This is a genomic window from Brevundimonas sp. (assembly GCF_041648055.1).
GTDB lineage: Bacteria > Pseudomonadota > Alphaproteobacteria > Caulobacterales > Caulobacteraceae > Brevundimonas.
In genome coordinates, this window is record NZ_JBAZPS010000001.1 from 216,203 (window position 1) to 234,515 (window position 18,313).

Consider the following 18,313-nt stretch of genomic DNA (forward strand, 5'->3'; position numbering starts at 1 on the left):
CTGGAGGGCCGCGCCGCCAAGGGTCAGGGAGACTAGAAGTTGGCGCGCAGGCGCACACCCATGGTGCGGGGCTGATTCAGGAACAGGACATTGACGACCTGGTCGGACACCAGCTGCTTCTCGACGACCGTCTCGTCGAAGACGTTGTTGACATAGCCTTCGATGCGATAGCGGCCACTCGACGGCTCCCAGCCGGCACCCAGGTTGACGGTCACATAACCTTCCTGACGGGCCCAGAAGCCGCCTTCGCGGGCATCCGTGCTGCGCAGGAATGGACTGGTCAGTGGGGCGGTAGGATTGATCGTGGTGCCTGCCAGCGAAGCCTTGAACGCATCATAGGCGGCCTGCTGTGCGGGATCGGTCGGACGTGCCGTAAACTGGATGACCGGCAGTTCGTTGTAGATGTTGAGGTAGTAGGACGACCTGTAGTTGGCCAGCAGGTGGAAGTCAGCCCGACCGCCGAAGAGATCGACCGTCTGCTGCAGATGGGCATTCAGGTTGATCTTGGACACGTTGGGCAGGTCGTTGCCGCCGATGTCAACGTTGAAGTTGGGCGTGCCGTCGCCGTAGTCGGTACCACGCGTATCGGTCAGCACCCCTTCGTCCGCCTGAGCGTCGATGTAGGAGCCGATGATGTCCAGCCGCATGCCATAGGGCAGGCTGAACCGGGTCTCGACCTCGAAGCCCTGGATGGTCGACTGCGCTACATTGATGTTCTGCTGAGAGAAGCCGGCGCTGGCCCCACCCGGGCCAGTGCCCAGCGACACCAGGGTCTGGAATACCTGATCGGAGTAGTCATAGTAAAAGACGTTGCCATTGACGTCGATCCGGCCGATGGCGGGACGGAAGGTATTCTTGGTACCCAGTTCGAACAGGGTCACCGATTCCGGCGCGAACGTCGGAGCTGTGGAAACGCCGTTCACGATCACGGTGTCATTGAAACCGCCCGACTTGTGCCCCGTCGAAACGGCTCCGTAGAACAGGTTGTCCGCGCTCAGGTCGTATTCAAAGCCGACGCGATAGTCGCTGAACGAGTCCTCATAAGAGCCGACCTGCTCCCCCGGTGCGGAAATCTGGAAGAAGCTGTGCTGGCCGTTGGCCGGGCAGGTCTGGGGGTTGCCGCCTGGCTGGGTGTCCGGACGATTGACGCAGGTGCCGTTTGGCCGCGAGCCGTCTGCAACACCTGCGATCTGGTCCAGGAATGTGTCGCGGGCACCAGGTGTGAACGCACTGGCAAAGTACCGGGCAGCTGCCGCATTGTCGCCTGGTGTCGGCGGCGCATAGCTGTCGCGGCCCGTGAAGTTGGGCCGGAAACCTTCGGTCCCCAGACGAGTGACGAAGCAGCAGTTGAACCCTTCGGATCCCAGCCCCAGCGACCAGTTGCCACCGATGCCCCGGCGAGACTTGTTCTCCTCGGTGTATCGCAAGCCGCCCTTCAGCCGCAGCTGATCGGTGAGCGGATAGGTGACGTCGGCATAGGCCGCGAATGAGTCGGACTGCACGTCCGGGAAGGTGAACTCGGTGCCGGAATAGAACTGGCCCTTGTCGACCACGGACAGGAAGCCGACCTGCTGGCTTTCCTTGAAATAGAACAGGCCCGTGGACCAGACGAACTCTGCGCCGGGTGCCGAGGTCAGCCGCAGTTCATGGATGTCGGATTCCGAAAGCGTCAGCCAGTATTGGGTGCCAAAGTTGTCGTAGTCGACGTCAGCAGCACCATAGCCGGGGCGCACGACACCCTCGTTGGCCGCATTGACCTGGTAATAATCCACGCTGCGACGGCTGGCCGTATACTCCAGCACCGCACCACCGAAGTCATACGACGCATTCAGCGCCAGGCCCCAGTTGTCGTTCTCGACCAGTCCCTGCGGACCCCGGAACAGGACGTCACGCAGTTCCAGGCCATCGGGCGTCCCGCCACCGACCAGGCCATTGCGCACATTGGTGGCCGGATAACCGGTGCCCCGCTCGGACTCGAAATCGCCCATCAGGCTCAGGCGAAAGCGGTCGTTCGGCTGATAAAGATAGGTGGCCCGCGCCGAGAACAACTGCTGCTCGCCAGTGGGGTCCAGGCTCTCATCGTTGCCGACGTTCTTGTAGGCCGTGCCGCGATCAACGCCATAGACGGCCAGACGCAATGCCTGATCGTCGCCCATCGGGATGTTGACGGCACCCTCATAGCCGAAGGTTTCGAGCGTACCGACTTCACCCTGGATGAAGCCTTCGCTCACACCGAGGCGTGGCATGTTGGGGATGATGTTCAGCGTGCCGGCAACGGCATTCCGTCCGCGCAATGTACCTTGCGGTCCCTTGGCGACTTCCACCCGTGCCAGGTCGAAGAACAGGCCGCCCAAACCGCGCGGACGTGGCAGGTAGACACCGTTCAGATGCGTTGCAGCCGACGGATCCCCCAATTCGGTGTTGTTTGCAGTGCCTACGCCACGGATATAGATCTGGACGTTGCCTTCCTGATTGGAGATCGACAGGCCAGGAATGGCGGACTGGAGATCCTCGATCTGGTCGATACCCACCGCACGCAGGTCCTCACCCGTAATGGACTGAACCACTCCGGCATAGTCCTGCAGGCTCTGCTCGCGGCGCTCGGTCGTGACGACGATTTCGTCCAGCTCGGTGGGATCCTGCTCTGCAGGTACGGGGGCGGCCGGTGCCGTCTGGGCATGCGTCATGCCGGCCGTCATCGCCAGTGCGGCGCAGCCGAGCAGAAGCGAACGTTTGAACTGGATCATGGTCTTCCTCCCCGTGGCCCCTGTTTCCCAGAGTGCCGTCGTGACGACGCACATGGCGTGCGCCTGTTTCCCGACATCAAACTGTCTTCATTTGACAGCGCTGTCAACCGACGTCTGTTCAGCCCGAAGACTGCGTCGAAAGTCGCTCGATCAGGGTGTAGTCCACCTTTTCAGCCTGGCCGGGCTGACCCCGGGTCGCGGGAAGAAGCAGGCGCGTCGCCGCCGCCGCCATCTCAGTGACGGGCTGGCGGATGGTGGTCAGCGGGGGCGTACTCAGCATGGTGCTGGGGGTGTCGTCGAAACCGCACACCGCCACATCGTCCGGAACGATCAAGCCAGACGCCGCCGCCGAGTTCAGCACGCCCAGAGCCATGTCGTCGTTGGACGCAAAGATGGCAGTGGGTCGATCCTTCGCACTCAGCAGAGTGGCTCCCGCCTGTCGCCCCGCCTCGAAGGTGAAGTCGCCCTCGGCCACCAGGGCCTTATCGACGGGAAGCCCGTGTTCGATCATCGCCGCCTGAAAGCCGTCGCGCCGGGCGCGGCTGGCGGCGTAGCTGCCGGGGCCGGAGATGAAGCCGATCCTGCGATGCCCCCCCGCGATCAGATGTGCCGTCATGTCGAAGGCCGCCTGACGGTCGTCCATAAAGACCCGCATGCCGCGATCCAGATGGGCCTCAGCCCCCAGACGCACAAATGGCGTCCCGTTGCGCTCCAGCACATCCAGCACCCTGGGATCGTCCGAGTTGGGCGGTGTCAGCAGCACGCCGTCCGGTCGCAGCGACCGCAGTAGAGACAGCAGATTGGCCTCAAGGCTCAGCGAGCCATAGTCCACCAGCTCGACCAGCAGGTGGTACCCAGCCCGGCGGCATTCGACCAAGGCGCCATATTCCAGTCGACTGAGGTAGTCGTTGCCCCGCCCGCTGCGCCAGTGCTCCAGCGTCAGTTCCGCGTCCACGAAGGCCGCTATCAGATAGGATGACGCACCGGCCAAGGTTCGCGCCGACAAGCTGGGTCGATAGTCCAGGGTTTCGACCGCCGCTCGAACCTTGGCTTCCAGCGCAGGGCTGACGTTGGGCCCGCCGTTCAGGACGCGGGATACGGACTTGATCGACACGCCGGCAAGGGCGGCGACATCGTAGATCGTCGCGGTCATCGTGGCGGTCCCCTCCCCTGACGGGCCACCGGACCGCCGTTCATCTTTGTATGCGGCGATTGGCGCAGGTCGCGCAAGATTTCGCTCGCGCCTGGAAACGAGTTTGGCCAAAGTCGTCGCCATGAAGGCTGTTCCTGACCTTGCAGCCGAACTCTTGCCGCCTGTCGGCCCGGGCTTCATCGCCACCCTGACACTGGCCTATGTCGGGGCCTTCATCGCCTTCGTGCCCCTGCTCAGCCTGCTGGTGCCCTTACAGGCCCAGGCCCTGGCCCCGATGGACAAGATCGGCCTGCTGAGCCTGGTGACCCTGCTGGGTGCCGTGGTGGCCAGTATCACCAATCTGGCTGTCGGCTGGGCCAGCGACCGAACGCGACACAGGCTGGGACGCCGCCGTCCCTGGATGGCAGGGGGGCTGATCGGTGTGATCGTCGCCTATGGCCTGATCGCCACCGCCTCTAGCCCGGCGATGCTGGTCGCGAGCATCGTCGTTTTTCAACTGGCCTTCAACACGCTGTTCGCACCATTGAATGCCGTCCTCGCAGACCGCGTCCCGGACAGACAGAAAGGCCGCGTCGCTGCCTTTCTCGGCCTGGGCGCGCCCTTGGGTGCCGCCAGCGGCGTTCTGATCACCCACCCGATCCTGGCCGATACGACGGCGCGTATGGGTGTCATGGGCCTGCTGGCCACCGCCTGCCTGATGCCGTTCCTGCTGACCTATCGGGACGCTCCGCACCTGCACTCGGTCGCACGCAGGGCGACGACAAGACTTCAACTGTCGCCCGACTTCGGGTTCGCCTGGCTATCGCGTTTCTGCCTGCAAATCGCGGCCAGCGTCGTGAACGCCTATATGCTGTTCTATCTGGCCGACCACGCGCGCTATGCCGAGCAGTTTCCAGGGACCACGGTCGAAAGCGGACTGGCCCGGTTGATCACCCTGTCCACGGTCCTGATCCTGGTGTCTGGCTTTCTGGGAGGCTTGGCATCGGACCGACTGAACCGGCGCAAGGCCTTCATCCTTCTGGCTGCCGGGCTGATGGCCTGCGGTCTGTTGATCTTCGCTGTCTGGCCAGCCTGGCCCGGCCCTCTGATCGGCTATGCGTTTTATGGTATCGGCTTCGGCCTCTATACGACCGTCGACGCTGCCCTCGTCGCGCAGGTGCTTCCGTCCAGGCAGGACACGGCCCGCGATCTCGGGATCATGAACTTGACCAACACCCTTCCGGCGGTTCTGGCCCCGGTCGTGGCGTTGATCGCCCTGGGCCCCGAGCGTCAATCCTGGCCTCAGTTGATGGCGACGTCCGCAGTCCTGGCCGTGCTGGGCGGCCTTGCGGTTCTAGGGGTGCGGCGCGTCCGCTGATACCAGACGTGTTCTCCCGGCAGGCCGCGAGCGATTGACGACAGCGCTGTCATCCTGTTGCTCTGCTGCGCTGTCGGGTCTGGAGAGGCGCTCATGTCTAGTAAAATGAAGCGGTGGCGCGGCTTGGGCGTTCTGTTCTGGATCACGGCGCTTTGGATTGCGCCCGGTACCACCGCATCAGCCTTCGAACGACCCACGGCAAGGCAGGCTGCCGAGGCCATGGGCAAGGGCTTCAACCTGGGCCAGATGTTCGACAACACCCAGCATCCAGCGACGCTGGACGTCGCCCGGCCCAAGATCGACGCCTACTATTCCCGCGGGTTTCGAACGGTTCGCATTCCAGTGACATGGACAGAAAATGTCGGCGGCACCACGCTTGCCAACCCAGAAACAGGCCAGGTTGATCGAAGGTCTGCACGCCTGGCGGAACTGGTGGCCGTGGTCGATTATGCATTGGACCAGCCCGGGCTCTACGTCGTCATCAATACCCATCACGAGAGTCGGCTGAAGGATTCAGGCGACGCCGAAGTGCTGGCCAGACTGTGGGCCGACATCAGCGACCTGCTGGGCGACCGGGACGGTCGTCTGATGTTCGAAATACTGAACGAGCCGCACCTCACCAGCAAGGAGGCTATGCTGCCAGCAACAGTGCGGGAGATGACAGGGCGTGCCTATGCCGCCATCCGGAAGGACGATCCCGGCCGCATCGTCATCATCGGCGGCAACCAGTGGTTCGGTGCTCATGAGATGGCCCTGACCTGGCCCAACCTGGATGCCGTCGGTGGCGGCCACGACCCCCATGTCATGGCGACCTTTCACCATTACAGCCCCTGGGAATTCAGCGGCGACAATCAGGGCGACTATGCCGATCCCTGGACGGACGAGGACATCGCCTCACCCATGCAGGTCATGGCCGACTGGGCATCGACGACGGGCGGCGGCATGCCCGTCTTCATCGGCGAATGGGGCGTCGGCTGGAAGAGCCGCTACCAGACGATGGATTGCAACAACATTCGCCAATGGTACGCGCGCTTTGACGCGGTCCACGCCAGGCGATTTGGCATGCCGACTGCCGTATGGGACGATGGTGGCTGGTTCCAGGTGTATGCTCACGAAACCGGCAGTTTTCCCAACAACCTCATCGACTGTATCGACGGCACTTGCCTCTGGACCGGTGGGCGCTTCGGGACGGATTGTACCTAGTCTCGATGGATTCAGCCCAATCATTAAGACGCCCCTTGCGGAAGGTCTTTCACAACGTCGTGCCGCCGACCGCTTTTGGCCGGATAAGTCGCATCATCTAGCCTCAGATTGACCAGCCATCAGACTTTCGAAAGGGCCAACTGAACCACGTCCGTGCGTCCCGTCCCGAATCCGGCCTCGCAATAGGCCAGATAGTAGCGCCACAGGCGCCGGAAACGTGCATCATAGCCTAGCGGCTCAATGCGTGGCCATGCATCGTCAAAGGCTCGAAGCCATAGCCCCAACGTCCGGCCGTAGTCCTGACCGAAACGCTGGGTGACTTCTCCGGTCAGTCCAGCCTTGCCGATCGTGGCCCACAGGGCTGGTTCGCTGGGCAACATGCCGCCGGGAAAGACGTGCAGCTGGATGAAATCCGGGCGCTTGCGGTAGCTGTCGAACAGGGCGTCGTCGATGGTGATGATCTGTAGCCCCGCCCGGCCGTCGGGTTTCAGAAGGTCATGCACACGGTCGAAATAGGTCGGCCAGTAGGCCTCGCCCACAGCCTCGAACATCTCGATGGAGGCAATGCGATCGTAGCAACCCTGGACGTCGCGATAGTCGATCAACTGGACATCCACCCGCTCGGACAATCCCTGTTCAAAGATGCGTTTTCGCGCGACCTCCGCCTGGGACGGCGACAAGGTGATGGCTGTCACCCTGGCTCCCAGCGTGCCCGCCGCATAGGCCGAGAAACCGCCCCAGCCGCAGCCGATCTCCAGCACCTCATGATCGCGCTCGATACTGATCGAACGAGCCAGTGCCTCATACTTGCGGGTCTGCGCCTCTGGCAGCGACAACGTCGGTGGATCGAACAGCGCTGCCGAATAGGTCATGCTCGGATCCAGCCACTGGGCATAGAAATCATTGCCCAGGTCGTAGTGGGACATGATGTTGCGGCGCGAGCCGGTCCGGCTGTTGCGTTGCAAGGCATGCACAATGGCGTTGACGCCTCTCAACATCGGCACGCCCGACATGATCTGATCGAGGGCGTCATAGTTCAGGGCAAAGGCCGTCAGCAGGGCCGTCAGGTCCGGCGTATCCCACTCGCCCGCCATGTAGCCCTCTGCGAAGCCGATGTCGCCGCGCGTCAGCAGTCTGAGGAAGGCCCTCCAGCGGGTCAGGGTCCACACGGCTTGGGGCCCCTCGCCTATCGCGCCGTCATCGCCGCCGATCGTCATCTGCGTGCCGTCCGGCAGGGTGACGGCCATGGTACCGTAGCGCCACAGGCTACTCAGGCGACGCAGGAAAGGCCGCGCGAACGCGGGTGCATCGGATACGTCGCTGCGCGACGCGCCCGTCATCCTGCCAAGGTGTGAAGCTGAGCCGTCCATGATGCGAGAATCCCGTCGAAACAGCGACGTGGGGGAGAAATGGTCCCGACGCAACCTGCCTGTCTAGTGTCGGGAAAGCTACGGTCGCAACCGCCGATCAGATGCGGACCGTATGCTAAACCGGCGACAGCGCTCCACTGGCCACTATCGGTCCGGTTGGGTCACCCGAAGGCGATCCGCCCAGGGGCTCCAGAGTGATCGCCAGACTGGCCGTCTCGCCGTCCGGGCCCAGCAGCTTCGCCGTATCCAGCACCAGCGCCTCGCGCCCGTTCAGCACACCCAGTGAGACCGGGGCCTGTCCCTCAGGCAGGACCCACAGCTCGAACGAGCGGTCAGCCTGAGCCTGGCCCGCCACGGTCGCGACGATCAGCCGGTCATGGGCCTTGTCCAGGGTGACCACGAACGACGTCGGCCCCGCCTCCTCTTTCAACAACGCGATGGAGGTCAGAACCGGCGCAGCGGCGGGTGCCGCATCCGGCTCGATAACCAGCCGCGGCGGCGTCAGGACCAGGGCAGCGACGGCGACGGCGGCAGCAACGCTGGCGACCGCCGCAACGCCGCGCCAGACGGCGACACTGTTCCAGACCCCCGCAGGTCTGGTCGCCGACACGCCCAGTTGAGCGGCAACGCGCATCCACACGACACGCGGCGGTGTCTCCGGCTCGATCTCGGCCAGCAGCGGCATCAGCCGTTCCTGCCAGTCGGCGACCTCGGCTGCGAAACCGGGCTCGGCGGCGATACGGCGCTCGGCCTGCGCCCGCTCTTCCGACGTCAGGACACCGACGACATATTCTGCCGCCAGTTGCTCGTCGGGGCTCAGTTCGTGATCGATCATCGGGCGAGGCAAGCCTTCAGCTTGAGCAGGGAGCGACGGATCCAGCTCTTCATCGTTCCGGTCGGGACATTGTGGCGCTCAGCCACGTCCTGATAGGTCAGCCCCTCGAAGAAGGCGCTGCGCAGGGCGGCCTGATGGGTGGCGTCAAGTTCCGACATGCAGCCCTGAAGCTGGCGCACGTCCTCGCTCCGAACCAAGGAGGCCAGGCTGGATTCGGCACCGTCCGCCACATCATGCGCATCGTCGATCGGCTTGAAGCTGCGTCGACCGATCTGGCGCTGGCGATCGATGGCGCGATTTCGAGCCAGGGCGGCCAGCCATGTGATCGGGCTGGCGCGGTCCGCGTCGAACCGGTCTGCCTTGCTCCAGACGGTGATATAGACTTCCTGCAGCACGTCCTCGGCCTCGCTTCGGTTGCCCAAGATACGCAGGCACACCCCGAATAGTTTCGCCGAGGTGGCGTCATAGACATCCTTCAGGGCGGCGCGATCCCCGGACGCCACGCGCTGAAGATTGGCGACGAGCGCCTGTCGGTTCTGGTCAGCGTCCATGCGTGGCGTTCGTCCGTGGCTTGACCCTATGGCTTACACGGCCCGGCGCGACGGGCAAGTCAGCTTGAGACGGCCCGCGAGGCATAATAGCCGGCCAATGCCGCCGCCGTGGTCACGAAGGTGCCCCAGGCCAGATCGGCCAGGGTGATCGTCGTACTCCAGGTCTTCAGCGTCGCCTGATTGGTCAGGTCATAGGTCGCATAGGCCACGAAGCCGAGCAGTGCGCCGTTGATCAGCGCCTTCTGGATCGACGCCTCCTTCAGCGCCGGGGCCGTCGCCAGGGCCGTGATGCCGAAGATGTAGATCAGATAGAAGGCCACCGCCGCGACCATATTGACCTTGGGAGCCATGATCGGCCCCAGCACGGGCTTGTACAGCCGGTTCCCCATCAGGGTCAGCCAGATGATGTCCAGCACCAGAAAGGCGACAGCCGAGCCGCCATAGGCTGCGAGATACTTCAACATGCTCAGACCCCCTTCAGTCGATAATGGCTCACGCCCCAGACCTGGCCGTCACTGTCGCCGAACAGACCGGCCGTGGCCATGAAGAATCGCCGCCAGCGCCGCATCCACAGCGCGTAGTCCGCACCATAGACCTCCTTCATCAAGCCGCGAATCTCCGTCTCGTGCCGATCAAAATTCTCGAGCCAGTGATTCGCTGTGCGCTGGTAGTGGGTGCCGCTCCAGCGCCAGTCCTGCTCGACCTCGAACAAGTCAGGGTACTGACGCATCAGGCCGTGGCTGGGCATGATGCCGCCGGTGAAGAAATGCTGGGCGATGAAGTCGGCCTTGTCGGACACCTCGAAGCGGTAGGGTGTCGTGACATGGCTGAACACATGGATGAAGACCCGACCGTCAGGCTTTAGCCAGGCCCGAACACGGCCCAGAAGTTCGCGCCAGTTGGCCATATGCTCGAACATCTCCACCGAGACGATGCGGTCAAAGCGCTGCTCCGTCTGGAACACATTCATGTCTGCGGTGACGACCGTCAGATTGGTCAGGCCTAGCCGCGCGGCCTCTGCATCGATGGCCGCCTTCTGACTGCGCGAGTTCGACACCGCCTTGATCGTCGAGGCCGGATAGTGCCGCGCCATCCACAGCGACAGCGACCCCCAGCCGCAGCCCAGTTCCAGTACGTTCTGGCCATCCTGCAAGTCCGCATGCTCGCAGGTCTGTCGCAGGGCGCTGACCTCGGCCTCGGCCAAGGTCGAGGATGGATGGTCGTAGAAGGCGCTGGAATATTTGCGGTTGGGCCCCAGGGCCAGTTCGAAGAAGCGGGCTGGCAGTTCGTAATGCTGGGCATTAGCGGCCTCAGTGTATTCCGCCACCGGGCGCGCCGCCATTTCTTCGGCGAAGGCCTTCTCGGCACCGGGCCGGACCACCGCCATCTGCTTGCGGGCATTGGCGACGAAGGCCGCAATGGCCGGGCGAGTCACGAAGTCGGGCGCAGGCGAGTCCTGCAAGCTGTTCAGGCGATCAAGCAGACTCATGTCAGGCGCGGTCCTTGGAAAACACATTCAGACGGGGCAGCAGGGCCCCGACGCGGGATTGATAGTCGCGGTAGGCGTCGCCGCGCGACTTAAGCATGACCTTTTCCAGCGGTGGCACGCCGGTCATGTAGCGAAGGATTACATACATCACGACCGGCGCGACCAGCGCGGCCCAGCCTGCGACCCAACCGCCGCTCAGATCGATCGCGATGACCGGATAGGCCAGCCAGATGACCCACTCGAACAGATAGTTGGGATGCCGAGACAGCCCCCAAAGACCGCGATCCATGACCTTGCCCTTGTTCGACGGATCGGCGCGGAACCGGCGCATCTGCTCGTCGGCCAGCGCCTCGCCGCCGATGCCGACCAGAAGGATGAGTGCGCCCAGATAGTCCGTCAGCATCAGGGCGTCGCCGGGCCTCAGCGCCGCCGCCGCGATCGAAACACACAGGAACGTCGTCGCCGGAGCCTGCACGATTGCCAGGCCGTAGAGATTGCGGGAGAAGTTGGAGCCCCACTCCTCGGTCAGGGCGACGTAGCGCGGATCGGCATGTCCCCCCGCCACGCGTCCGGCGATATAGCTGCCCAGCCTGATCGACCAGACAGCCACCAGAACTGCAACCAGCCACTGGCGCGGTCCCGGCATGCCTGCCCACGGCGTCAGACTGACCAGAACGCCCGCTATGCCGGTGCCAAACGTCCAGAAAACATCGGTCCAGCCACCGTTCCGGGTCTTCAGCACCGTCCACCAGGCCAGCGTCATCGTCAGGGCCATGAAGGCAAAGGCCAGTGCGAGGGCGATCAGCAAGACAGTCTGGTCCTTGAGAAGTTTGAGCGTCACAGTTACGCGCAGAGTCGGGCAAGGATGCATCGCATCCCGCAGGATTGCAGCACCGTATATCGAACACCCTCGCGCATCTGCGCATACCACCCGTCGGAGCCTGCCTGATGTTCGAAAGCCTGCCGCCCTCACCGTCTCAACCCACGACAAAACGACTGCGCGTGGCCGTGATCGGTGCGGGGGTTTCGGGCCTGTCCTGTGCCTGGCTGTTAGGCAAAACCCACGACGTCACGCTGTTCGAGGCGGCGGGTCGCCTGGGCGGACACGCCAATACTGTCGACTGCAACGGCGTGGCGGTGGACACCGGCTTCATCGTCTACAACGAGGTCAACTACCCCAATCTGACCGCCCTGTTTGCGCATCTGAAGGTGCCGACGAAACATGCCGACATGTCCCTGGCGGTCTCGCTGGACGACGGCGATCTGGAGTATGGCAGCCGTAGCCTGGCCTCCATCTTCGCCCAGCCCGAGGCCCTGCTCAGGCCGCGCTTCTGGTCCATGCTGGCCGACCTGAACCGCTTCTACAGAACAGCCCCCGGTCACTTGGCGACGCTGGATCCCGTGGTGTCGCTATCGGAGTATCTGCGTACCCATCGCTATGGCGTGGCGCTCAGTGAGGACCACCTGCTGCCCATGGCCGCTGCCATCTGGTCGGCCTCCGTCGAGGGGATCGGCGACCACCCCGCCGCCGCATTCATCCGCTTCTTCCAGAACCATGACCTGATGAAGTTCATCGGGCGCCGGACCTGGCGCACCGTCGATGGCGGCAGCAGGTCCTATGTCGAGGCCATCGCCGCCGACTTCGCCGGCCATGTGCATCTGAACGCCAACATCGTCGCCGTGACCCGCACCGACGGTCAGGTCCGCATCGACCACCGCGATGGATCGCACCAGATGTTCGATCAGGTCGTCTTCGCCACCCACGCCCCGACGACGTTGAGGCTCCTGGCCGACACAACAGCCCAGGAACAGCGCGTCCTGGGTGCCTTCCGCTACACGCCCAACACCGCCGTGCTGCACGGCGACCGCCGTCTGATGCCCAAGCGCAAACGCGCCTGGGCCAGCTGGAACCACATGGGCCATCGCGCCGAGCCCGGCTCCGGCGGTGTCAGCTACTGGATGAATCATCTTCAGAGCCTGAAGGACGCGCCGGACCTGTTCGTGACCCTGAATCCGCATACGCCGCCCGCGCCCGAGTTGACGTATGCCACTGACCACTATGAGCATCCCCACTTCGACGCAGGAGCGCTGAGGGCCCAGTCGGAACTGTGGTCCCTGCAGGGCCGGGGCGGGGTCTGGTTCTGCGGGGCCTATTTCGGCGCGGGCTTCCATGAAGACGGCCTGCAATCCGGATTGGCAGTGGCCGAGCAGTTGGGCGGCATGCGTCGTCCCTGGACTGTCGAGAACGAGAGCGGACGCATTCAGTTGTCGCCCACGACCGATCCCGTCCGACAGGCGGCATGACCGGGGCGTCCGCCCTCTACGTCGGCCCGGTGACGCACCGCCGGTTCAAGCCGAAGACGCATGCGCTCAGCTATCGCGTCTTCATGCTGCTGCTGGATCTGGACGATCTTCCCAGCCTGTTCAGCAGGCTGAAGCTGCTGCGTCCGGGTCAGTTCGGCCTGATGTCCTTTAGCGCGCGCGACCATGGCGACAAGGCGCATGACGATCTGAAAACCTACGTCTCAGCGCGATTGTTAGAAGCGGGCGTTGAGGGAGGCGGGCCTATCCGCCTGCTTTGCATGCCACGCGTGCTGGGCTATGGCTTCAACCCGCTCAGCGTCTATTTCTGTCACGACGCCGACGAGCGACTGACGGCCATCCTGTACGAAGTCCGCAACACCTTCGGCCAGCGCCACAGCTATCTGATCGCGACACCAGAAGATGGCCCAGACCCAGTCCAGCAGACTGCGCCCAAGCGGTTCTACGTCTCGCCCTTCATGGACATGGACCTGACCTATGTCTTCGATGTCGCCCCGCCGGGTGAAGCCGTCAGGATAACCATCCAGGTCCGCGACGACACAGGCCCGGTCCTGACCGCCGCCTTCGCGGGCCAGCGGCGCGAACTGACCGACAGCACTCTGTTCCATGCCTGGATCACCCATCCCCTGCTGACGCTCAAGGTCATGGCGGGCATTCACTGGGAGGCGGTCAAGATCGTCGCCAAGGGTTTCCGCTTCCGTGGCAAGCCACCCCTGCCCGCAGGGCCTGTCACCATCGGCACTGTACTGAAGTCCTCCCGCGAAGGAGCCTCCCATGCGTAAAGCCCTGCCCGTGCTCGCTGCCCTGATCCTGTCCGCCGCCGCCTCGACCGCCAGCGCCCAGGCCCCTCAGCCACGCCAGTCCATCGACATCGATCGCTTCATGGGCCGCTGGTACGAGATCGTGCGCACGCCGAATGATGCCCAGCGCAACTGTCATGGGGCCAACCAGACCTGGGCCCGGCGAGCCGACGGCACCTTCGACATCGCCCTGTACTGCCACCGCGACAGACCCGGCGGACGGCTGAGCACCACGCGCTCCCGCGCCCGCATCACCGACCCCCGCACCAACGCCAAGTTCGAGGCCAGCTTCTTCGGCGGCATCATCAAGCGCCAGTACTGGGTCATCGACCGGGCCGACAATTACGACTGGATGATCGCCAGCACCGCCGACGGCCAGTTCGTCTCGATCCTGACCCGTGACCCCAACGTCAGCGCCTCACGCCTGGAAACCCTGCGGAGCCGCGCCCGCCAGCTCGGCCTGCGCACGAACACTATGCAGGTGGTCGATCACTGAACGCGGGCCAGCGCCCCCTCGGCCGTCAGGGTCGCATCTGCATTCTCGACCACGTCCAGTCGCACCGCGTCGATCCCGTGACGCGACTTCAGCTCGGCCAGCCAGCCGAACAGGGCCGCGCTCGATACATTGGCGGCGGTGAAGCCGAAGGTGCCGGTCTCATCCATGCCGGTCACGATCGTCAAACCGGCCGACTGTGCGGCCTGCGTGGCCAGCGGTTCGATTGCCGGGCCCTGCGAAGCAGCCCCCGCCGACTTGGGCAGCGCCCCCGCTTGCCGCTGCACATACGCCAGATCGGTTTCAGCCTGCACGCGCCGCTCCGCTGCATCGGCCTTCCACGCCCACAGCGGCTGGATGATCAGCAGCCAGACGAGACACAGCGCCATGACCAGAACCATCACCCCCAGCATGCGCTGCTCGCGTACCGTGCGGCCATCGAACCAGGCCCGTGCTTCACTGACGATCGCGTTCATGTCGCTGCTCCGATGGTCACATCGCTGACGACACGCCCTGCGTCATCAAGTGTGCTGGTATCGCTCAGCCGCAGCCCGGCCGCCGCCACAGCTTGCTTTAGAGCGTCCAGGTCCTGATAGGCCGGATAGCTGACAGTGGCCCTCACACCGCCTTCGGGGTCCGAGACGAAGATGTCCAATTCCGCCCCCTCGACCTGTTCCACGGCTGCAAATAGGATCGCCGCTGCTGACACGATGCCGCCGGGCGGAGGAGCCGTGGAGGCGCTCTGGCGAAAGGCCGCCACGGGGTCGGGCGCACCTGCCGCATCCGGCGACGCCTGGGAGATCAGTTCCAGTGTCCGTGCCTCGGCCTGACGCGCGGCACCCGTGTCCCGCGCAGCCTGCGCCGCAGCCAGAACCAACGGCGACAGCAGCACCGCCACCGCCAGACCCGCCGCCAATCGCCAGCCGCGCCGGTCGGCAGCCTTCTCGCGAGCACCGGATTCCAGCAGATTGACCTCGGGCGACAGCGCTGCCGCAACCATCAACCGCTCGACTTCACTCTCATCCGTGACAGGACGAATGGGGCGATCGCCCGCAATAAGATCCAGCAGGTCGGGCTGGATCGTGGCCGCAAACCGGTGCCCGCGTAATGCCAGGCCGGTGCCGAAGGTGACAGCGGACAGGCCCTCCTCCGCCTCCGGTGCCTCCAGAGTCAGCATGTCGGGCAGGATCACATCGGCCTTGATCCCCAGCGCGTCCAGATAGTCGCCCCACGCCTCGACCAACGCCCGGCTGGCCACTACCACCATGCGCGGTTCGCCTGTTGGCACCGCCCGCCCGAGCGACACCGTGATCCGATCCGGCGTCGCCGCCAGATCGTCGCGCAAGGTCCACAAAGCCGCCGCCCTGACCTGGGCCGCCCCACCCACCGGCAAGTCCAGCCAGCGCACCGAAACGTCCCCGCCCGGCGCAATGGCCACGGTGCGCATCGGCGGCGGCGTCTCGCCCGCATCCAGCGCCAGGCGCCCGCGCTGCAAGACCGCCCCGCCCGCATCGAGGATCAGATAGGGAGCCGGCTCCGTGGCCAGAGCCGGGATAAGGATCAGTCGGGTTCGGCTCATTCTTCAAGGGTCCAGCGCTGGATCACGGTTCGGGCTCCACCCTCGGGCGGCGCATGCAACAGGGCGGTACGGACGGCGCGGGTGCCGCCGTAATCGACATCGACCCGCAGGTCGAAATAGCGGGTCAGGACGGTCACCTGCTCGCGCGCCTCCTGAGGTACGACCAGGCCGGTCAGGGCGGACTGACTCCAGAAGGCGGTGGTGTCGGCCCACCCCTCGGCCGGTCGCCGGGCGATCACGCCCTGCGCTGCCTCCAGCCCTAGCTTGCCGTCGGTCAGCATGACCAGAAGCGGCGCATCCTCCGGCCCCAGAGTATTCACATTGATCGGCGACAGCCTACTGACCGGTAGGGCACAGACATGCGGGCGCAGGCGGCGATACAGGTCCGCATCCACCCCCTTGATGGCTCTCAACTCGCTGACCTCGGCCAGGAAGACACCGCCCGTTCGGTAGGGTTCCGCTCGCCCCGCATAGGCTCCGTCCTCGGCACCCAGAGGAAGGGCGGTGGTGTCGGCATCTAGCCAGTCGGCCAAGGCCTCGGCAACAGGGCGCATCCGGCTTTCGCCCAGTCCCAGCGCCCGGCCCAGCGCCACGAACTGCGCCATGCCCTGCGGCCGCGCGATCAGATCCTCGCCAGACCCCTCGACCACACTGTTCAGATTGAAACAGGCCTGACCGTCACGAACGACGGCAGTGAACGTCCCCTCCTCGATCGGGAACGACAGCACCCGCCCGTTCCACTCCGGCTCCAGGGGCGTCCGCGTCGGGCTGAGCGTCAGCAGGCGGGCGACCTGGTGCCGGGCCAGCGCCTCAGCCCCATCGGCATACCACTGGGCCTGAGTCTGGGTTTCCGCATTGGTCGCGCGGCGTACCGAGAACCGCACGTCGTCCAGCACCGCCACCGCGATTACCGACATGACCGCAACCAGCAGCAGGACGGTCAGCAGCGCCATCCCCTCGCGGCGTGTCTTGACCCCTCGCCTCATCTGCCACCACCGACGAGAAAGAGCTGATCCACCGGACCATAGCCCTCGAGCGTCATCACGACCCGCACGGCCTCCGGCATCGGGCTGTCGAGACGACTGCCAAAGGCCGGTGCCTCGGTGCCATCCTTCAGAAAGGTCACGGTCAGGCCGCTGACCCCTTCGTACAGGACCTGCGGCGGACCGGGCCTTGCTCCATCCAGATAGGCCGACACGCGCCGTTCCAGTCGATCTTCGACCAGTCGGTATTCCACGCGTTGCAGGGACGGCCGTGCTTGCTCGCCGGGATTGCCCCATCCCGCTCGGGTCAGCGTCAGGGAGGCATCGCCCGCCTGTATGGCCCCGGTGATTGGCTGTGGCTGCGGGCGTCCCGTCGGCCCGCGTGTACGCCGCGCCGTGGCCTGTCCAATGTCGGCCCTGAGCAGGGCGCGGGTACGCTGCAAGTCCGCCGTCCGATCGGAAGCCGCCTTGATGGCGAACTTGTTGTCGATCGACAGGCTCAGCACCGCCGCTCCCGCCGCCGCGATCAGGGCAAAGATCAACAGCGAGATCAGCACTTCGACCAATGTAAATCCTGAGCGCTTCATCCTGCTCTCGCCCGGAACAGGGTGCGATCGGCTGCCTGGCCCTCCTCGGTCGAAACGCGGATGACGACCCTTTGAATGTCCGGATCTTCCGTCGACGCCACGGTCTGCGCCCAGCGCCAGCTTCGCCCTGCCAGCGTCGTCTGACCCGCCGTTTCGCCCTCCCCCAGGCTGGGTGCGATCGCCGCCTGAACCGCCAGATTCTCGGCCACGATGCCGCCCAGGGTGCGATCCTCGACCCGCGCCTGTGACCGTGTGTTTTCGCCTGCCAGATTGAGAAGGGCCATGGCCGCCAGGCTGAACACCGCCAGTGCGACCAGAAGTTCGATGAGGGTGAAGCCCTGGCGCGACGTCCTAGTCATCGACCGATACCTCGCCCGCGCCATCGACGGACACGGTGCTGGACTGGCCGTCACGCGACAGGGTGACAGTCGAAGGCTCGCTCGCCCCGGTGGGGTCGAAGACAACACGCAGAGTGGCACTGGGCAGGTCTGCCGACGTTTCCGTCTGCCAGACCTCGTCGCCGAAGGGGCCGTCAGTCAGCGGACTCCACTCCACGCCGTCGAACTGGCTGAAGCCATAGCCGCGCGCCGTCGCCTCCACCGCTATGGATCGATTGGTCAGCACCGCCTCTTCGCGCGCCCGCACCAGCCGCGCGGCGAACCGCTCGGCTTCAGCCCCTACGGGCGGTCGCGGATCGGGCACGGACAGCACCACCGCCCCTGCCGCCAAACCCAGGATGGCCACGACCATCAGCAGTTCAACCAGGGTGAAGCCTTGTCTTCCTAGAAGTGCGCGACGGCGCTGATCCGCGCTCAAGCAGCGAGCGACCGCGTCGCGTGAGGTA

At 64.8% G+C, this 18,313-nt stretch carries 19 protein-coding genes; 5 read left to right on the forward strand and 14 right to left on the reverse strand.

Annotated elements, in window-relative coordinates; translation table 11 throughout:
* Positions 1-32 precede the first annotated feature (32 nt).
* On the reverse strand, positions 33-2,747 hold the full coding sequence (locus WC585_RS00955; protein WP_373255655.1) for a TonB-dependent receptor: 2,715 nt from the start codon (positions 2,745-2,747) through the stop codon (positions 33-35).
* A gap of 118 nt (positions 2,748-2,865) precedes the next feature.
* Positions 2,866-3,900, reverse strand: coding sequence for a LacI family DNA-binding transcriptional regulator (locus WC585_RS00960; protein ID WP_373255656.1), 1,035 nt, complete (start codon positions 3,898-3,900; stop codon positions 2,866-2,868).
* A 103-nt stretch (positions 3,901-4,003) separates the two neighbouring features.
* Here WC585_RS00960 and WC585_RS00965 point away from each other — a divergent pair, with 103 nt between their 5' ends.
* The gene (locus WC585_RS00965) at positions 4,004-5,257 is read left to right on the forward strand and encodes an MFS transporter (protein ID WP_373255657.1); all 1,254 of its coding nucleotides are present in this window, start codon (positions 4,004-4,006) and stop codon (positions 5,255-5,257) included.
* A gap of 93 nt (positions 5,258-5,350) precedes the next feature.
* On the forward strand, positions 5,351-6,460 hold the full coding sequence (locus WC585_RS00970) for a glycoside hydrolase family 5 protein (protein ID WP_373255658.1): 1,110 nt from the start codon (positions 5,351-5,353) through the stop codon (positions 6,458-6,460).
* 119 nt (positions 6,461-6,579) lie between these two features.
* Here WC585_RS00970 and WC585_RS00975 read toward each other — a convergent pair whose 3' ends face one another.
* From WC585_RS00975 to WC585_RS01000, 6 genes are all read right to left on the reverse strand, one after another.
* Entirely contained in the window at positions 6,580-7,830 is a 1,251-nt protein-coding gene (locus tag WC585_RS00975) for a class I SAM-dependent methyltransferase (RefSeq protein WP_373255659.1), read from the reverse strand.
* 115 nt (positions 7,831-7,945) lie between these two features.
* Positions 7,946-8,665, reverse strand: coding sequence for an anti-sigma factor domain-containing protein (locus WC585_RS00980; protein WP_373255660.1), 720 nt, complete (start codon positions 8,663-8,665; stop codon positions 7,946-7,948).
* Positions 8,662-9,216 (reverse strand): sigma-70 family RNA polymerase sigma factor, encoded by a 555-nt coding sequence (locus WC585_RS00985; protein WP_373255661.1) that lies wholly within the window; start codon positions 9,214-9,216, stop codon positions 8,662-8,664. Before WC585_RS00985 ends, WC585_RS00980 begins: the two co-directional genes overlap by 4 nt.
* A gap of 59 nt (positions 9,217-9,275) precedes the next feature.
* A complete protein-coding gene (locus WC585_RS00990) occupies positions 9,276-9,680 on the reverse strand; it encodes a DUF2177 family protein (protein WP_373255662.1) in 405 nt (134 codons plus the stop codon).
* 2 nt (positions 9,681-9,682) lie between these two features.
* Positions 9,683-10,705 carry a cyclopropane-fatty-acyl-phospholipid synthase family protein gene (locus tag WC585_RS00995; protein ID WP_373255663.1) on the reverse strand — a complete coding sequence of 341 codons (1,023 nt, stop codon included), beginning with the start codon at positions 10,703-10,705 and terminating at the stop codon, positions 9,683-9,685.
* Position 10,706: 1 nt separating this feature from the next.
* Complete coding sequence (locus WC585_RS01000) at positions 10,707-11,513, reverse strand: DUF1295 domain-containing protein (protein WP_373255664.1); 807 nt, start codon at positions 11,511-11,513, stop codon at positions 10,707-10,709.
* A gap of 140 nt (positions 11,514-11,653) precedes the next feature.
* Here WC585_RS01000 and WC585_RS01005 point away from each other — a divergent pair, with 140 nt between their 5' ends.
* Genes WC585_RS01005 through WC585_RS01015 form a run of 3 tightly spaced genes read left to right on the forward strand, consistent with a single transcriptional unit; the run spans position 11,654 to position 14,323 of the window.
* On the forward strand, positions 11,654-13,009 hold the full coding sequence (locus WC585_RS01005) for an NAD(P)/FAD-dependent oxidoreductase (protein WP_373255665.1): 1,356 nt from the start codon (positions 11,654-11,656) through the stop codon (positions 13,007-13,009).
* The gene (locus WC585_RS01010) at positions 13,006-13,809 is read left to right on the forward strand and encodes a DUF1365 domain-containing protein (protein ID WP_373255666.1); all 804 of its coding nucleotides are present in this window, start codon (positions 13,006-13,008) and stop codon (positions 13,807-13,809) included. Before WC585_RS01005 ends, WC585_RS01010 begins: the two co-directional genes overlap by 4 nt.
* Positions 13,802-14,323: a lipocalin family protein gene (locus tag WC585_RS01015; protein WP_373255667.1), complete on the forward strand. Its 522-nt coding sequence runs from the start codon at positions 13,802-13,804 to the stop codon at positions 14,321-14,323. Before WC585_RS01010 ends, WC585_RS01015 begins: the two co-directional genes overlap by 8 nt.
* On the opposite strand, the gene gspM is transcribed toward WC585_RS01015, so the two are convergent.
* From gspM to WC585_RS01045, 6 genes are read right to left on the reverse strand one after another with little or no spacing between them, the layout of a single operon-like run.
* On the reverse strand, positions 14,317-14,796 hold the full coding sequence (gene gspM / locus WC585_RS01020; protein WP_373255668.1) for a type II secretion system protein GspM: 480 nt from the start codon (positions 14,794-14,796) through the stop codon (positions 14,317-14,319). The genes WC585_RS01015 and gspM overlap by 7 nt on opposite strands.
* Positions 14,793-15,899, reverse strand: coding sequence for a type II secretion system protein GspL (gspL, locus tag WC585_RS01025; protein ID WP_373255669.1), 1,107 nt, complete (start codon positions 15,897-15,899; stop codon positions 14,793-14,795). Before gspL ends, gspM begins: the two co-directional genes overlap by 4 nt.
* A complete protein-coding gene (gspK, locus tag WC585_RS01030) occupies positions 15,896-16,885 on the reverse strand; it encodes a type II secretion system minor pseudopilin GspK (RefSeq protein WP_373255670.1) in 990 nt (329 codons plus the stop codon). The genes gspL and gspK overlap by 4 nt, the downstream gene beginning before the upstream one ends.
* Positions 16,882-17,469 (reverse strand): type II secretion system minor pseudopilin GspJ, encoded by a 588-nt coding sequence (gene gspJ, locus WC585_RS01035; protein WP_373255671.1) that lies wholly within the window; start codon positions 17,467-17,469, stop codon positions 16,882-16,884. The genes gspK and gspJ overlap by 4 nt, the downstream gene beginning before the upstream one ends.
* The gene (gspI, locus tag WC585_RS01040) at positions 17,466-17,828 is read right to left on the reverse strand and encodes a type II secretion system minor pseudopilin GspI (protein WP_373255672.1); all 363 of its coding nucleotides are present in this window, start codon (positions 17,826-17,828) and stop codon (positions 17,466-17,468) included. Before gspI ends, gspJ begins: the two co-directional genes overlap by 4 nt.
* A complete protein-coding gene (locus tag WC585_RS01045) occupies positions 17,821-18,285 on the reverse strand; it encodes a GspH/FimT family pseudopilin (RefSeq protein ID WP_373255673.1) in 465 nt (154 codons plus the stop codon). The genes gspI and WC585_RS01045 overlap by 8 nt, the downstream gene beginning before the upstream one ends.
* Positions 18,286-18,313 lie beyond the last annotated feature (28 nt).

Excerpts from the sequence above, each read along its gene's own strand:
- WC585_RS00955 (WP_373255655.1), bottom strand. The coding sequence starts at position 2,747 with ATGATCCAGTTCAAACGTTCGCTTCTGCTCGGCTGCGCCGCACTGGCG.
- WC585_RS00960 (WP_373255656.1), bottom strand. The coding sequence starts at position 3,900 with ATGACCGCGACGATCTACGATGTCGCCGCCCTTGCCGGCGTGTCGATC.
- WC585_RS00970 (WP_373255658.1), top strand. The coding sequence starts at position 5,351 with ATGTCTAGTAAAATGAAGCGGTGGCGCGGCTTGGGCGTTCTGTTCTGG.
- WC585_RS00975 (WP_373255659.1), bottom strand. The coding sequence starts at position 7,830 with ATGGACGGCTCAGCTTCACACCTTGGCAGGATGACGGGCGCGTCGCGC.
- WC585_RS00980 (WP_373255660.1), bottom strand. The coding sequence starts at position 8,665 with ATGATCGATCACGAACTGAGCCCCGACGAGCAACTGGCGGCAGAATAT.
- WC585_RS00985 (WP_373255661.1), bottom strand. The coding sequence starts at position 9,216 with ATGGACGCTGACCAGAACCGACAGGCGCTCGTCGCCAATCTTCAGCGC.
- WC585_RS00990 (WP_373255662.1), bottom strand. The coding sequence starts at position 9,680 with ATGTTGAAGTATCTCGCAGCCTATGGCGGCTCGGCTGTCGCCTTTCTG.
- WC585_RS00995 (WP_373255663.1), bottom strand. The coding sequence starts at position 10,705 with ATGAGTCTGCTTGATCGCCTGAACAGCTTGCAGGACTCGCCTGCGCCC.
- WC585_RS01005 (WP_373255665.1), top strand. The coding sequence starts at position 11,654 with ATGTTCGAAAGCCTGCCGCCCTCACCGTCTCAACCCACGACAAAACGA.
- WC585_RS01010 (WP_373255666.1), top strand. The coding sequence starts at position 13,006 with ATGACCGGGGCGTCCGCCCTCTACGTCGGCCCGGTGACGCACCGCCGG.
- WC585_RS01015 (WP_373255667.1), top strand. The coding sequence starts at position 13,802 with ATGCGTAAAGCCCTGCCCGTGCTCGCTGCCCTGATCCTGTCCGCCGCC.
- gspM (WP_373255668.1), bottom strand. The coding sequence starts at position 14,796 with ATGAACGCGATCGTCAGTGAAGCACGGGCCTGGTTCGATGGCCGCACG.
- gspL (WP_373255669.1), bottom strand. The coding sequence starts at position 15,899 with ATGAGCCGAACCCGACTGATCCTTATCCCGGCTCTGGCCACGGAGCCG.
- gspK (WP_373255670.1), bottom strand. The coding sequence starts at position 16,885 with ATGAGGCGAGGGGTCAAGACACGCCGCGAGGGGATGGCGCTGCTGACC.
- gspJ (WP_373255671.1), bottom strand. The coding sequence starts at position 17,469 with ATGAAGCGCTCAGGATTTACATTGGTCGAAGTGCTGATCTCGCTGTTG.
- gspI (WP_373255672.1), bottom strand. The coding sequence starts at position 17,828 with ATGACTAGGACGTCGCGCCAGGGCTTCACCCTCATCGAACTTCTGGTC.